Source organism: Streptomyces cyanogenus, from assembly GCF_017526105.1.
Taxonomy (GTDB): Bacteria; Actinomycetota; Actinomycetes; order Streptomycetales; family Streptomycetaceae; genus Streptomyces; species Streptomyces cyanogenus.
In genome coordinates this window covers 7,119,226-7,132,577 of record NZ_CP071839.1, presented here as the reverse complement: position 1 = coordinate 7,132,577, position 13,352 = coordinate 7,119,226, and the positions used below count along the sequence as shown (strand labels likewise).

General features: G+C 70.8%; 10 protein-coding genes and 2 pseudogenes. 4 read left to right on the top strand and 8 right to left on the bottom strand.

The genetic code is table 11. The annotated features are described in order from the left end of the window. Positions 1–42 precede the first annotated feature (42 nt). Positions 43–246 (top strand): annotated as a pseudogene (locus S1361_RS40100) (GAF domain-containing protein); the annotation flags it as partial. A gap of 54 nt (positions 247–300) precedes the next feature. On the opposite strand, the pseudogene S1361_RS31990 reads toward S1361_RS40100, so the two are convergent. Together S1361_RS31990 and S1361_RS31985 are read right to left on the bottom strand one after the other, a co-directional pair. Continuing rightward, positions 301–1,476: pseudogene (locus tag S1361_RS31990) on the bottom strand (PEP/pyruvate-binding domain-containing protein); the annotation flags it as partial. A gap of 16 nt (positions 1,477–1,492) precedes the next feature. Then, on the bottom strand, positions 1,493–2,395 hold the full coding sequence (locus tag S1361_RS31985; RefSeq protein ID WP_208035356.1) for a universal stress protein: 903 nt from the start codon (positions 2,393–2,395) through the stop codon (positions 1,493–1,495). 179 nt (positions 2,396–2,574) lie between these two features. Between S1361_RS31985 and S1361_RS31980 the strand changes: the two genes are divergently transcribed. Further along, on the top strand, positions 2,575–3,270 hold the full coding sequence (locus S1361_RS31980; RefSeq protein WP_243769374.1) for a universal stress protein: 696 nt from the start codon (positions 2,575–2,577) through the stop codon (positions 3,268–3,270). Between the two features lie 30 nt (positions 3,271–3,300). Here the strand turns inward: S1361_RS31980 and S1361_RS31975 are convergent, their stop codons facing one another. The 3 genes from S1361_RS31975 to S1361_RS31965 are packed head-to-tail and all read right to left on the bottom strand — an operon-like array spanning position 3,301 to position 7,251. Then, positions 3,301–3,798 carry a flavodoxin domain-containing protein gene (locus S1361_RS31975; RefSeq protein ID WP_208035355.1) on the bottom strand — a complete coding sequence of 166 codons (498 nt, stop codon included), beginning with the start codon at positions 3,796–3,798 and terminating at the stop codon, positions 3,301–3,303. 14 nt (positions 3,799–3,812) lie between these two features. Then, complete coding sequence (locus tag S1361_RS31970; protein ID WP_208035354.1) at positions 3,813–4,544, bottom strand: CBS domain-containing protein; 732 nt, start codon at positions 4,542–4,544, stop codon at positions 3,813–3,815. A gap of 13 nt (positions 4,545–4,557) precedes the next feature. Further along, complete coding sequence (locus tag S1361_RS31965) at positions 4,558–7,251, bottom strand: bifunctional acetate--CoA ligase family protein/GNAT family N-acetyltransferase (protein WP_208035353.1); 2,694 nt, start codon at positions 7,249–7,251, stop codon at positions 4,558–4,560. 340 nt (positions 7,252–7,591) lie between these two features. Between S1361_RS31965 and S1361_RS31960 the strand changes: the two genes are divergently transcribed. Beyond that, a complete protein-coding gene (locus tag S1361_RS31960) occupies positions 7,592–9,499 on the top strand; it encodes a PAS domain S-box protein (RefSeq protein ID WP_425088088.1) in 1,908 nt (635 codons plus the stop codon). Between the two features lie 42 nt (positions 9,500–9,541). Here the strand turns inward: S1361_RS31960 and gap are convergent, their stop codons facing one another. Next, on the bottom strand, positions 9,542–10,555 hold the full coding sequence (gap, locus tag S1361_RS31955) for a type I glyceraldehyde-3-phosphate dehydrogenase (RefSeq protein WP_208035352.1): 1,014 nt from the start codon (positions 10,553–10,555) through the stop codon (positions 9,542–9,544). A gap of 77 nt (positions 10,556–10,632) precedes the next feature. Here gap and ppk2 point away from each other — a divergent pair, with 77 nt between their 5' ends. After that, the gene (ppk2, locus tag S1361_RS31950; RefSeq protein ID WP_208035351.1) at positions 10,633–11,436 is read left to right on the top strand and encodes a polyphosphate kinase 2; all 804 of its coding nucleotides are present in this window, start codon (positions 10,633–10,635) and stop codon (positions 11,434–11,436) included. Between the two features lie 14 nt (positions 11,437–11,450). Here the strand turns inward: ppk2 and S1361_RS31945 are convergent, their stop codons facing one another. Next, the gene (locus S1361_RS31945) at positions 11,451–12,323 is read right to left on the bottom strand and encodes a universal stress protein (RefSeq protein ID WP_208035350.1); all 873 of its coding nucleotides are present in this window, start codon (positions 12,321–12,323) and stop codon (positions 11,451–11,453) included. Positions 12,324–12,328: 5 nt separating this feature from the next. Continuing rightward, positions 12,329–13,351: a zinc-dependent alcohol dehydrogenase gene (locus tag S1361_RS31940; RefSeq protein ID WP_208035349.1), complete on the bottom strand. Its 1,023-nt coding sequence runs from the start codon at positions 13,349–13,351 to the stop codon at positions 12,329–12,331. Position 13,352: the final 1 nt, after the last annotated feature.

Here is a 13,352-nt window from a genome sequence, read left to right as displayed (position 1 = left end):
CTCTCGCCGTCGTGAACGAGCAGTGCACGGGCCTGTCCGAGCATCGCGGTCGGCCTCAGCAAGAGGGAGCGGGCCGACCTGGCAGAGGTCCGGCAGCCGCAGGGCAGAGGGCTCCTGGGGCAGCTGATTCACCACACCGAACCCCTGCGGGTCGACAACATCCCCACCCACCCCCTCGCAGCGGGCTTCCCGCCAGGACATCCGCCGATGCGCACCCTGCTGGGGGTGGCGATCACCGTGCGCGGGGAGATCTACGGGAACCTGCAGCTGTCCGAGCGGCACGACGGACAGCCCTTCGAGCGCGAGAGGCACGTCGGCGGGGGTGGTGTCGAAGCGGGGGAACATCAGCCGGGTCAGCTCGGCTCCGTCCACGCGGGCCAGTGCCTCGTCGGCCGTGATCGTCTTCTCCTCGCGCAGGTCGTGGGCGATGCGGAAGGCGGCTTCGGCGGTGCGCTTGCCGACCCGCGTCTGGAGGATCCACAGCCGTCCGCGCTCGACGGTGAACTCGACGTCGCACAGGTCGCGGTAGTGGTTCTCCAGCGTGCGCAGGTGGTCGCCGAGTTCGACGTAGGAGCGGGGATCGAGAATCTTCAGCTCGCTCAGGGGTACGGCGTCGCGGACTCCGGAGACGACGTCCTCGCCCTGGGCGTCGGGCAGGTAGTCGCCGTACATGCCGCGGGCGCCGGTGGCGGGGTCGCGGGTGAAGGCGACGCCGGTGCCGGAGTCGGGGCCGAGGTTGCCGAACACCATCGCCTGGACGTTGACGGCGGTACCCAGGTCGTCGGGGATGTGTTCGCGGTGGCGGTAGACGCGGGCGCGTTCGCCGTTCCAGGAGTCGAAGACCGCACGGATGGCGCGCTGGAGCTGCTCGACGGGATCCTGAGGGAAGTCGTCACCCGTCTCCCGGCGGATGATCACCTTGAACTCCTCGGTGATCAGGGCGAGTTCCCTGGCATCCAGGTCGTGGTCGTCGCGTGTCCCGCGCCGCGCCTTGTGCGCGGCGATGGCCTGCTCGAAGAGGTCACCGTCGACGCCCAGCACCGTGCGGCCGAACATCTGCACGAGCCGCCGGTAGGAGTCCCAGGCGAACCGCTCCTGTCCGGACGCCTTGGCGAGGCCGGCGACGGACTCGTCGTTGAGACCGATGTCGAGGATGGTCTCCATCATGCCGGGCATCGAGAAGCGGGCGCCGGAGCGTACGGACACCAGGAGCGGATCGTCGGGCGCACCGAGGGTGCGTCCCATGGCCCGTTCCAGGCCGGCCAGGGCACGGGCCTCCTCGATGCCGAGTGCGAGTGGTTCCTCCCCCGTGGCGAGGTAGACCTTGCAGGCTTCGGTGGTGACGGTGAAGCCCGGTGGCACGGGTAGTCCGAGCCGGGTCATCTCGGCCAGGCCGGCTCCCTTGCCGCCGAGCAGGCCGGCCATCTCCCGGCTGCCCTCGGCAAAGGCGTACACGTACGTTGGCGGTGTGCTCATCGCGCTCTCCGGTCTCTCACTCGTGGGGCACGACGGCCAGCGGGCAGCCGACGTGGTGGACGGCGGCATGGGTGACGGGACCGATGCGCGGAACCGTCGGCTGCTCGGACAGGCGGCGGCCGACGACGAGGAGGCTCGCCGCGGAGGCGGCCCGCACCAGCGCGGTGGAGGCCTTGCCCTCCACAACGGTCTCCAGGACCTCGGTCTCGGGGTACTTGTCCCGCCACACCTTCAGGACAGCGGACAGGAAGCCCTGCCACTCCTCGGCTCGCGCGGGATCGTTGACCAGAGCGATGTCTCCGGGGCCGAGGCTGATGGCGGAAGGCGGCTGCCAGGCGTACACGACCCGCAGCCGGGCCTGCCGCAACTTGGCTTCCTCGAACGCGAACTCGATCACCTCGTCGCAGGCATCAGCGAGGTCGATGCCGAGCACTACATCGAGGTAGCCGGTCCGGGTGGACGGGCTGCCGTCGTCCGCCGGGACGTGCTCGTCCTCAGCCTCCTCCCCTGTCCGTACGAGGACCACGGGACGGGTGGCCTTCGCGACCACCCCTTGGGCGACGGAGCCGGCAAGAAGTCCGGTGAAGCCGCTCAGGCCGCGCGAGCCAAGGACCAGCAGTTCGGCCCGTTCGGCGGCCTTCAGCAAGGCTGCGGTCGCCGGGCCCTCGACCTGCTCGTCGGTGAGGTGCACGCCAGGTACGGCGCTGCGGATGCGCTCTTCCGCCTGCCGCAGGACGCGGCGCGCCAGATGTCGCTGCGCGGCGTTCGCCGGCTCCCCTTCCGTCTGGCGGGGATGCCAGTTCCAGGCGTGCACCAGTCGCAGCGGTCGGTCACGACGCACGGCCTCGCGGGCGGCCCACTCTGCGGCGGCGAGGCTCTCGGCCGATCCGTCTACTCCGGCGATGACGGGCGACAGCATGGGGCGCACCTCCTGCGCTTGTTCTGCTCGGTACTGCCAGCGTCCTCCTGAGGGGACCTGGTCGGATATGGGCCGCAAGGGCTCTCGCAGGTCCATTCGGCCCCTGCGCCGGTCCTGGGGCGGTCGCCACGGTAGAAGGCGTGAGAGCGGGTCACCCGTGTGCCAGGGAGGCGATCGTCGTGAGTCGAGTCATCGTTGCCTGCGTCAACAGGACACGCCGTAGTCAGGCGGCCGTGGACTGGGCAGCGCACGAGGCGTCGCTGCGCGACCTGGCGCTCGAGGTGCGGTACGGCTCACCGCCGAAGGACCTGAGTACCGCGGCGATGCTCGTGCTCAACCTGCCCTCGACGGGGGAGGACACCACGAGCCTGTCAACGCGCCCGGCCGCACTCGCGCTTACAGCCGCGACCGCCTGCCCAGTAGTACTCATACCGGACGCCTTCGACCCTGTCGTGACTCCGGCACGCCGCCCCTCACAGGTCACCCTTGGGATGGACGCCCGTGACCCGGTGGAACAGGCCGTCGACTTCGCCTTCGGCGCCGCCCTTGTCCGGGGTGTACGGCTGCACGCCGTACACGCCTGGGAACTTCCCTCCTACGCTGCGGAGTTGCCCTTCGATGTTCCTGAGGAGGACCGCGCCACTTGGGAGGACCACGAAGTGCAGCTGCTGGCCGACGCGCTGCGGCCTTGGCGGGTGAAGTACTCGCGGGTTCCGGTGCTTGAGGACGTCGTACTGCTCAACCCCGTCGAGGCCTTGATCCACCACGCCGAGCCCGCCGCACTCTTGGTCGTGGGACGCGGCGCCAGCGGGACACCGAGCCTCGTGCAGGCCTTGTTGCGCGAAGCTCAGTGTCCGGTCGCCGTCGTGTCGTGAATCGTGGTGCGAGGGCGAGGAGGTGATGACTTAAGCAGCCGCCAGTTCCTTTGCGATCCGCTCCGCCCAGGCCTCGATCGCGGGGAAGTCGCGGAAGTCACCGCCCTTGCCGTTGCGGAGGATCATCCGTGCGACTCTGCCCCGCGCGCCCTCCTCCAAGCAGCCGCCGAAGGTAAGGTGCTCCCTGACGCCGAGCCGGTCCATGGCGCGCCGCACGCCGGACACGGGCGGGATGTTCCGCTCCAAGGCTGAGGCGTCCAGCGGCCCGCTGCTGAAAAACCACAGGGGGCGTTCGGCCAGGGCACGGCGGTGGCGGCGGACGAAGCGGCGCGCGTCCTTCGGCCAGCGGCCGGTGTACAGCGCGCCCCCAACCACCACCGCATCGTACGTCTCGATGTTCGCCACCGATGGTGCAGGTCGTGCCTCGGCCGTCAGCCCGTTCTTGCGCAGGACCTGGGCGACGGCCTCGGCGATCTGCGCAGTCGATCCGTTCGTCGTCCCGTACGCGACCAGGACCTTGCCGGTCATGGCGGTCCGCCCCCTCACAGCCGCCGCAGCCAGTCCTCGGCCACGCCGTGCAGGGCTGGCTCGTCGGGCCGGACGTGGCTGTCGTCCAGGCGGTAAGTCAGATTGCTGACCACCGCGACCACGCCGTCGATCTGCTTGGCCATGGAGACGGCGATCTCCGTCTCACTCTTGCGCTCCATCTGGCCGGCAAGCATGACCACGCCCTCCACCACGGAGACGTCGATGCTCCGCGGGGTCAGCCACAGCGCGCGGACGAGGACTTCCTCGACCACCTCGTCGCGGATCTCCTTGTCCGGCCGGAGGAAGACCCGGAGCAGGTCCCGGCGGGTGACGATGCCGACGAGCCGGTCCTCCTCGTCCACGACCGGCAGCCTCTCCACGTGGTGCTGGGCCATGGTCCGCGCGGCCTCGACGATGGTGTCCTCGGCGCGCACGGTGACGGGCGGTACGGTCATCAGTTGGCCGGCGGTGCGGGCCGCCGCCTTCGCGGCCCTCCGCCTGCCGTCGCGTGTCAACGCCGGGATGTGCGAGTGGTACTTCGGCTCGTACGGGTCGGGCGTTTCGGCCTGACGGGTGATCAGGTCGGTCTCGGAGAGGACGCCGATGACCTTGTCGTCCTCGTCGACGACCGGCAGTCCGCTGATCCTGTGGTGGGCGAGTAGCCGGGCGACTTCCTTGAAGGGGGTGCCGTACGTGGCGCGGACGACGTCCGTGGTCATCACGGAGCCGATCTTGTTGTGCTTCATCTCGGGTTCCTCCTCAGCGGAGTCGGCGCAGGTAGGGGTCGTGGGGCGTGCGCGGCACCAGCCGTACCCGCGCGTCGAGCACGGAGACATCGGCCGTGGTTGCGAGCACGGGGTTGAAGTCGACCTCGGCGAGCTGCGGCAGGTCGGCCGCCATCCGGGACAGGCGCAGGAGCAGCTGCTCCAGGCCCTCGAGGTCGGCCGGGCCGTTGCCGCGGGCACCGAAGAGCAGCGGGGCGCAGCGCGGGGCAGTGATCAGGTCGTGGACGTCGTGGTCGGTGAGCGGGGCCAGGCGGGCGGCGTGGTCGCCGAGGACCTCGGTGGCGGTGCCGCCGAGCCCGAACAGCACGAGAGGGCCGAAGACCTCGTCCTGGACGACACCCGCGAACAGTTCGGTCCCGCGCGCGGCAAGCGGCTGCACGACCACACCGGTGAGCAGTCCCGCGAACCGGGTCTCGAAGTCCCTGAAGGCTGCCCTGACTTGGGCGTCGCCCTGGAGGTCGAGACGCACGGCATGCTGCTCGCTCTTGTGGACCAGCCCCGGCCAGTGGGCCTTCATCACCACCCGGCCGTCCGGGCCGCGCAGCCGCCGGGCCGCGAGGACCGCCTCGTCCTCGGTCTCCGCCCACGCCCACGGGATCTGCGGGATGCCGTAGCAGGCCAGCAGGTCGGCGCAGGTGCGTGGGTCGAGCCAGCCGCCGTCCGAATGCGCGGCCAGGAAGGTGTCCGTGATCTCCTGGGCACGGGTGGTGTCGATACCGCCGAGTTCCGGGACCGTGCCCACGGGCCGGGCGAGCCAGGCCGCGCGGCGTGCGGCGTGGGCCAGCGCCCGTGCCGCCGCCTGGGGTTCGGCATAGGAGGGGATCGTGCCACCGTCGGTGGCGGGCAGCAGCTTGACCGGCAGGTCCTGTTCGAGGCGTACGGCGGCAACCGGCTTGGCCCGGTGCGCGGGGGCGTCGGTGAGCGCCCGGACGAGGTCGTCGCCGGTCGCGGCGGCGACCGCCGTGGGTACGAGGGCCACCAGGACGGCGTCGACGCCGGGGTGGCGCGTCAGCCGGTCCACGCAGTCCGCGAGCTGGTTCTCGGTGACGGCGGCGGTGGCGTCGACGGGGTTGCCGACCGCGGCGCCCCGCGGGAGCACGGCGAGCAGGTCGTCGATGACGTCAGCGGGGAGCGGCGGCAGGGCGAGTCCCGCCTCTGTGCAGGCGTCCGCGGCGAGGACCCCGGCACCGCCCGCGTTGGTGACGATCGCGACACGCGTTCCTGCGAGGAGCGGCTGGGAGTGCATCAGGGCGGCGGTTTCGAGGAGTTCGCCGACGGAGCGGGTGGCGGTGATGCCGGCCTGGGTGAACAGGGCCTGCCGAGTCATGGTGCGGGTGGCAGCCGCCGCCGTGTGCGAGGCGGCGGCGCGGCGGCCCGCCTCGGTACGGCCCGCGTCCACGGTCAGGACCGGCATACGGCGGGTGACGCGGCGCGCGGTGCGGGAGAACGCGCGCGGACTGCCGAAGGACTCCAGGTGCAGCAGCGCCAGTTCGGTGCGGCCGTCGCTCTCCCACCACTGCAGCATGTCGTTGCCGCTGACGTCGTACTTGTCGCCGAGGGAGGCGAACGACGACACCCCGATGCCGAGCCGGGACAGCCCGTCGAGCAGCGCGATGCCGACCCCGCCGGACTGCACGGCGACGCCTGCGGTCCCGGGGAGCGGGTGGTCGGCGGCGAAGGTGGCGTCCAGACTCAGATCGGGGTCGGTGTTGGAGATGCCGAGGCAGTTGGGCCCCACCAGGCGCATGCCGTGGGTGCGGCACGTGGCCAGCAGCGTGTGCGCCTGGCCGGCGTCGAGGCCGGCGGTGACAACGAGCAGCGCCCGCACCCCGGCCTTGCCGCATTCCTCGGCGGTGGCCGGGACGGCGGCTGCGGGGACGGCCACGACCACCAGGTCGGGGGTCTTGGGCAGCGCGCTCACGGACGGGTACGACGGCACGCCGAGGATGTGGTTCACGCTCGGGTTCACGGCGAACAGGCGGTGGGTGTAGCCGCCCGCCTTCAAGTGGTGCAGCATCGCCCGGCCGACCGAGCCGGGTTTGCGTCCGGCACCAACGACTGCGACCGCGTTCGGGCACAGCAGCGGCTCGAGGCTGGCCACGTCGGCGGCCCGGCCCCGGGCCTCCACGGCCGACAGATAGGCGTCGTCGGCGTCGAGCCGGATCGTGCAGCGCACCTCGGGCCCGTCGAACCGGCGGGCGGTACGCAGGCCGAGGTCAGCGAAGAGCCGGAGTATCTCGCGGTTCTCGCTGAGCGCGTCGGCGGTGAAGGTGGTGATGCCCTCCGTCCGGGCTGTGGAGACCAGGTGCTCGACGAGCAGGGTGCCCACTCCGCGGTGGTGCAGGCCGTCGCAGACGGCGATGGAGATCTCGGCCTCGTCCTTCTCCCCCGCCGTGTCGTACTCGGCGATCCCGATCACCTGACCGTGCGTCTCGGCCAGCAGGGCCCGGTAGCCGGGGTGGGCGGGGGCGCAGGCCCGGTCGGCGGCCAGGGCGGCGGACCGGGGGCTCAGCGAGAAGAACCGGAGCCGACGGTTCTCCGGGGACATCTCCTTGTAGAGCCCCTGCACCTGGTCATGGTCGGCCGCGGTAACGGGACGGATACACACGGTGGTGCCATCAGCGAGCAGAGCGTGAATCGGGGATCGGTTGAGCACGGCATCCGACATCAGGGATCTCCTCCAAGCCTCTCGATGATTCGAGCATCAGGCGGGTCACGACGGGGTCCCATGGGCTGTGCGGAGCTGCTTTGAGGGCCGGTCGGCCCTTATTCCCCCGGATTCATGCCCGTGCATCGACGCTCTGGCAATGACCGGGCGGACGCCGTCAGGGAACGGTCACCGCGGTCGTCGTCTGCGCACAAGTTCGGGCACCAGGGGTCCACTACACGACTTGTCACGACAGATCCGCGAGGTTTGCGTTGGGATGACCTGTCTCAACGTGAGCCTGGGGGCGATGACGAGAATGAACGACTTGATCGAAACCGCACCACCGCATCCCGCCGACACGGTGGCACCTGAGACGCGCCGGGGCGGCGCCCGAGTCCCCACTGGCGTTCCGGGCGCCGCCGAGGAGAGGTTCAGGGGGTTGCTGGAGGCGGCGCCGGACGCCATGGTCATCGTCGACGACACCGGCACCATCCGCCTCGTCAACGCCCAGACCGAAGCCCTCTTCGGCTACCAGCGCGAAGAACTCCTGGGCCACCCCGTCGAACTCCTCGTCCCCCACCGCTTCCGCACCCACCACACCGCACACCGCAACGGCTACGCCCACAACCAGCAGGTCCGCCCCATGGGCGCCGGACTCGACCTCTACGGACTCCGCAAAGACGGCACCGAGTTCCCCGTAGAAATCAGCCTCAGCCCCCTGGAAACCACCGACGGCCTCCTCGTCTCCGCCGCCGTACGCGACGTCAGCGAACGCAAAGCCGCCGAGGAGCGCATCAACGAGCTCGCCGCGCTGGTCGAGTCATCGCAGGACGCCATCCTCGCGAAAACCCTGGACGGCCACATCACCTACTGGAACGCCGCGGCGCAGCGGCTGTACGGGTTCGCGGCGGACGAGGTCCTGGGCCGGCACGTGTCCATGCTGGCACCCTCCGCGAGGAACCACGAGATCACCGCGCTCCTGGAACGGCTGCGCCGGGGTGAGAAGGTCGAGCACTTCGAGACGTTGCGGCTGACCCGCTCCGGTGAGTTGCTGGACGTCGACGTCACCCTGTGGCCGACCCGGGCGGCGGACGGCGCGGTCGTCGGGGCGTGTGCGATCGTGCGGGACATCAGCGACCGCAAGCGCGCCGAGGCTGAGTTGACGGAGCTGTATGAGCAGCAGCGGCACATCGCTCTGACGCTGCAGCGCAGTCTCATGGGTACGCCGCCCGCCATCCCCGGCCTCGCCACCGCGAGCCGCTACCGGCCCGCGACCCAGGGGGCCGGTGTCGGCGGCGACTGGTTCGACCTGATACCGCTGGGCGCCGGCCGGGTAGGTGTGCTGATCGGCGATGTGATGGGCCGGGGGCTCGAGGCCGCCGCCGTCATGGGGCAACTCCGCTCGGCGGCACACGCGTTGGCCAAGACCGGGCTGCAACCGCGGCAACTGATGCAGGCGATGGACACCGTCGTCGCCGATCTCGACGTCCCCGACCAATTGGTCACCTGCTGCTATCTGGTCATCGCTGCCGACACGGGTGAGGTGACGGTGTGTTCCGCCGGCCATCTACCGGTTCTCGTCGCCGTCCCCGGTGCACGCACCCGGCCGCTCCCGGCACCCGTGAACGCCCCTCTCGGCGTCGGCGGAATGATCTACGAGCAGTGCTGCGGCACCATCGAGCCCGGCGCCACCCTCGTGCTCTACACCGATGGTCTGATAGAGACCCCCGGAACCGACATCGAGGACAAGCTCACCCAGCTCGTCGCCATCCTGGACGATCTCCCGACCGCCGTGCCCGACCTGGAGACCGCCGTCGACCACGTCCTGACGACACTGCTGCCCGACGCGGACGGCCACGACGACGTCACCCTGCTGCTGACGCAGCTCCCCGCGGCTCCGCTGGCCATGGCCGCCACGGACCTGCCCGCCACGCCCGAGTCGGTGCCGGCGGGCCGCGACTTCCTCCGCAAGGCACTGAGCACGTGGGACTGCGCGGGCACGGCGGACGACGCGCTCCTGCTGCTGTCCGAGGTCCTCACCAATGCCGTGCAGCACGCCCAGGGGCCCATCGGGGTGCATGTGTGCCGCACGGACACCGATCTCACCGTGGAGATCAGCGACCGCAGCCTTCACCTCCCCCAGCCGCGCCTCGCGGCCGAGGACGAGGAGTCCGGGCGCGGCCTGCTGCTCGTCCGTGCCCTCGCCGACGACTGGGGCGTGCGGCCCACGGACGAGGGGAAGACGACGTGGTTCAGCCTCAAGGTGTGAGCACGCCCCGCCAGCCGGCACTTGCCGCACGTCCTTTCGCCGTCAGTCATCGGCGACCAGCGCGGTGAGGTCCAGCAGCCGGTTGGTGTAGCCCCACTCGTTGTCGTACCAGCCGAAGACCTTGGCGAGGGTGCCGTTGGCCTGGGTGAGCGCGGCGTCGAAGACGCAGGAGGCCGGGTCGCCGATGACGTCGCGGGAGACGATGGGCGCCGTCGAGACACGCAGGATGCCGTTCAGCGGGCCCTCGGCCGCCGCGGCGAAGGCGGTGTTGATCTCGTCCGCGGTGGCCTCGCGGTTCAGCACCACCGTGAGGTCGGTGAGCGAGCCGTCCTCCACGGGCACCCGGACGGCGATACCGTCCAGCGCACCGGCCAGCTCCGGCAGTACGAGGCCGACGGCGCGGGCGGCGCCGGTGCTCGTCGGGATGATGCTCAGGGCTGCCGAGCGGGCGCGGCGCAGGTCCTTGTGAGGGCCGTCGAGCAGGGACTGGTCGTTGGTGTAGCCGTGGACGGTGGTCAGCAGGCCGCGGTCGATGCCGAAGTTCTCGTCGAGCACCTTGACCATCGGCGCCAGGCAGTTGGTGGTGCAGGAGGCGGCCGAGATGATCCGGTCGCGGTGCCGGTCGTACGTGTTGTCGTTGACTCCCATCACGAGGGTCGCGTCGACGCCCTTACCGGGCGCCGAGAGCAGCACCGTGTGGGCGCCTGCCTTCAGGTGCAGGGCCGCGGCGTCGCGGTCGCGGAAGCGGCCGGTGGACTCGATGACGATGTCCGCTCCGTAGTCGGACCAGTGCAGGGTGGCGGGGTCGCGCTCGGCGGTGACGACGATGCGCCGGCCGTCGACGGAGATCGAGCTGTCGTCGTGCACGACCTCGCGTCCGATGTGCCCGAACGTGGAGTCGTACTCCAGGAGGTGGGCGAGGGTGGCGGGCGGGGCGATGTCGTTGATCGCGACGACGTGGACGTCCTGGGTTCCCGCCTCCGCGCGGTCGAGGGCCGCGCGGAGATAGGTGCGGCCGATGCGGCCGAAGCCGTTGATGCCGACGCGTACGGTCATGGTGAGGGACTCCTTTACAGTCGGGGGCCTACCGTGGGTCGTGAGAGACTCAGTGAGTCGTCGGTGGCGGAGGCGGCATGGCCGGTAAGAAGGCGGCGAAGCTGCCGCGCGAGGTGTATGAGAAGGAACTGCTCCGTCTGCAGACCGAGTTGGTGAAACTGCAGGAGTGGGTGCGGGCGGAGGGCGCCCGGCTGGTCGTGATCTTCGAGGGGCGGGACGCGGCTGGCAAGGGCGGCACGATCAAGCGGGTCGCCGAGCACCTGAACCCGCGGGTGGCGCGGATCGCGGCGCTGCCGAAGCCGACCGAGCGTGAGCGCACCCAGTGGTACTTCCAGCGGTACGTGGAGCATCTGCCGGCAGCCGGGGAGATCGTGCTGTTCGACCGGTCCTGGTACAACCGAGCCGGCGTCGAGCATGTGATGGGCTTCTGTACGAGGGAGGAGTACCAGCTCTTCCTGCGGCAGTGCCCGATCTTCGAGCGAATGCTGGTGGAGGACGGGATCCTGCTGCGCAAGTACTGGTTCTCGGTGAGCGACACCGAGCAGCAGGAGCGGTTCCGGCGGCGCCTGGAGGATCCGCTGCGGCGCTGGAAGCTGTCGCCGATGGACCTGGAGTCGATCACCCGCTGGGAGGCGTACTCCCGGGCGAAGGACGAGATGCTGGTGCACACCGACATCTCCGAGGCGCCCTGGTACGTCGTGGAGAGCGACGACAAGCGCCGGGCCCGGCTGAACATGATCGCCCACCTGCTGGACTCTGTCCCGTACCACGATGTGCCCCCACCGGTTCTGGAACTGCCGCGTCGGCCGCCGTCGACCGGCTACGAGCGCCCACCGCGCGATCTGCAGACGTACGTCCCGGATCACGCGGCGGGCCTGTAGGCCGGTCGCTGCGCTCACGCCCGCTTCGGTACGACGGCGACAGGACAGGTGGCGTGGTGCAGCACAGCGTGGGCGACGCGGCCGAGCTGGAGGCCGTAGTGGCCCTCGCGGCGCCGGGTCCCGACGACGAGCAGGTCGGCGTCGGCCGAGGCGCCGAGCAGGACCTGGCGGGCGTGGCCCTCGACAGTACGGCGGTGCACCTCGACATCGGCCGGGAGGTCCCGCAGTGCTGTTTCCAGCACCTCCGCCGCCTTCTCTTCGTGCCGCCGGGCCGGTTCGCCGGCTAGCAGGGGGTGGTCGGTCGTTTCGTGCGCGGGGCAGCGCCAGGCCCGGACGGCTTCCAGCGGCACGCCTCGGCGCTGTGCCTCGTCGATGGCGAAGCGCACCGCCGCCGCGTCAGTCGGCTCCTCGCCGACGCCCACGACGATGCGGCCGTCCCTGCCGGGTACGGCCCGGTTGTCGTGACAGCCGCGCAGCACGATCACGGGGCAGTGCGCGTGGCCGGCCACCGTCACGCTGACGGAGCCGACCAGCGCCTCGGCCAGGCTGCTGCGGCCGCGTGAGCCCAGAACCATGGCAGCGGCGGTGCGGCTTTCGCGTACCAGCGCGTACTCGGGTTCCTCGGGCAGCACGTCGATGGTGACCTTCACGTCGGGCCGTCGGGTACGGACCCGGCGTGCGGCGATCTCGACGATGTCCTTGGCCATCACCTGGTCCGAGGGCTTGCCGAGATCGTCCGCGAGTGAGGTGCCTTCGTACCGTTCCCAGAGCGAGGCGGACACCAGTCGCAGCGGCAGCCCCCGCAGGGCGGCTTCGTCGGCCGCCCAGTCGACGGCGCGCAGGCTCGGCTCGGAGCCGTCGACGCCGACGACCAGGGGGAGTTCCATCGTGCTCACCGTCCCGCGTCCAGGTCGAAGACGATCCGGGCCTTGATGTCACCGCGCAGCACGGCGTCGATGGAGTCGTTCACGGCGGCGATCGGACGGGTCTCGTAGATGACCTTGGTGCGGCCGGCCGCGTGGAGCTGGAAGACCTCGGTGAGGTCCTGCCGTGTGCCGACGATGGAGCCGATCACGGACGTGCCGTTGAGGACGGTGTCGAAGATCGGGACCTGGAGCCTGCCGTGAGCGGGCAGCGCCACCATGACGAGCTTGCCGCCGCGCCGTAGACCGGAGTTGACCGCCTCGAACGCGGCCGGGTTCACCGCGAGGGCGATGGCCGCGTGGGCGCCGCCGTGCTTCTTCAGCTCCTTGCCGACGTCCTGCTTGCGGGCGTCGATGACGAGGTCGGCCCCGAGTTCCGCGGCGAGTTCGAGCTTGTCGTCGGTGACGTCGATGGCCGCGACGGTGGCCCCGGCGATCTTGGCGTACTGCAGGGCGAGGTGGCCGAGGCCGCCGACGCCGGAGATCGCCACAAGCTGGGTGGGCCGGACGTCGGCCACCTTCAGGGCCTTGTACGTGGTGACGCCCGCGCAGGTCAGCGGCGCGGCGTCGAACGAGGTGACGCCTTCGGGCACGGGCTGGGCGAAGTCGGCCCAGGCCAGCATCTTCTCGGCGTACCCGCCGTCGCATCCGTACCCGGTGTTGACCTGCTGCTCGCACAGCGTCTCCCAGCCGGACAAGCAGTGCTCGCACCGCCCGCACGCCCTGCCGAGCCACGGCATCGCGACCCGCTGCCCGACGGACAGGTGGGTGACGCCCTCCCCGAGCTTCTCGACGACGCCGACGCATTCGTGACCGGGGACGAAGGGCGGGGTGGGCTTGACGGGCCAGTCGCCGTGCGCGGCGTGGATGTCGGTGTGGCACAGCCCGGAGGCCTCGACACGGATGCGGACCTGGCCGGGGCCGGGCTCGGGGTCGGGGCGCTCCTCGATGACCAGGGGCTCGCCGAAGGCTCGTACGACCGCTGCCTTCATG

Excerpts from the sequence above, each read along its gene's own strand:
- S1361_RS31985 (WP_208035356.1), bottom strand. The coding sequence starts at position 2,395 with ATGCTGTCGCCCGTCATCGCCGGAGTAGACGGATCGGCCGAGAGCCTC.
- S1361_RS31975 (WP_208035355.1), bottom strand. The coding sequence starts at position 3,798 with ATGACCGGCAAGGTCCTGGTCGCGTACGGGACGACGAACGGATCGACT.
- S1361_RS31970 (WP_208035354.1), bottom strand. The coding sequence starts at position 4,544 with ATGAAGCACAACAAGATCGGCTCCGTGATGACCACGGACGTCGTCCGC.
- S1361_RS31965 (WP_208035353.1), bottom strand. The coding sequence starts at position 7,251 with ATGTCGGATGCCGTGCTCAACCGATCCCCGATTCACGCTCTGCTCGCT.
- gap (WP_208035352.1), bottom strand. The coding sequence starts at position 10,555 with ATGACCGTACGCGTCGGCATCAACGGCTTCGGCCGCATCGGCCGCACC.
- ppk2 (WP_208035351.1), top strand. The coding sequence starts at position 10,633 with ATGGCCGGTAAGAAGGCGGCGAAGCTGCCGCGCGAGGTGTATGAGAAG.
- S1361_RS31945 (WP_208035350.1), bottom strand. The coding sequence starts at position 12,323 with ATGGAACTCCCCCTGGTCGTCGGCGTCGACGGCTCCGAGCCGAGCCTG.
- S1361_RS31940 (WP_208035349.1), bottom strand. The coding sequence starts at position 13,351 with ATGAAGGCAGCGGTCGTACGAGCCTTCGGCGAGCCCCTGGTCATCGAG.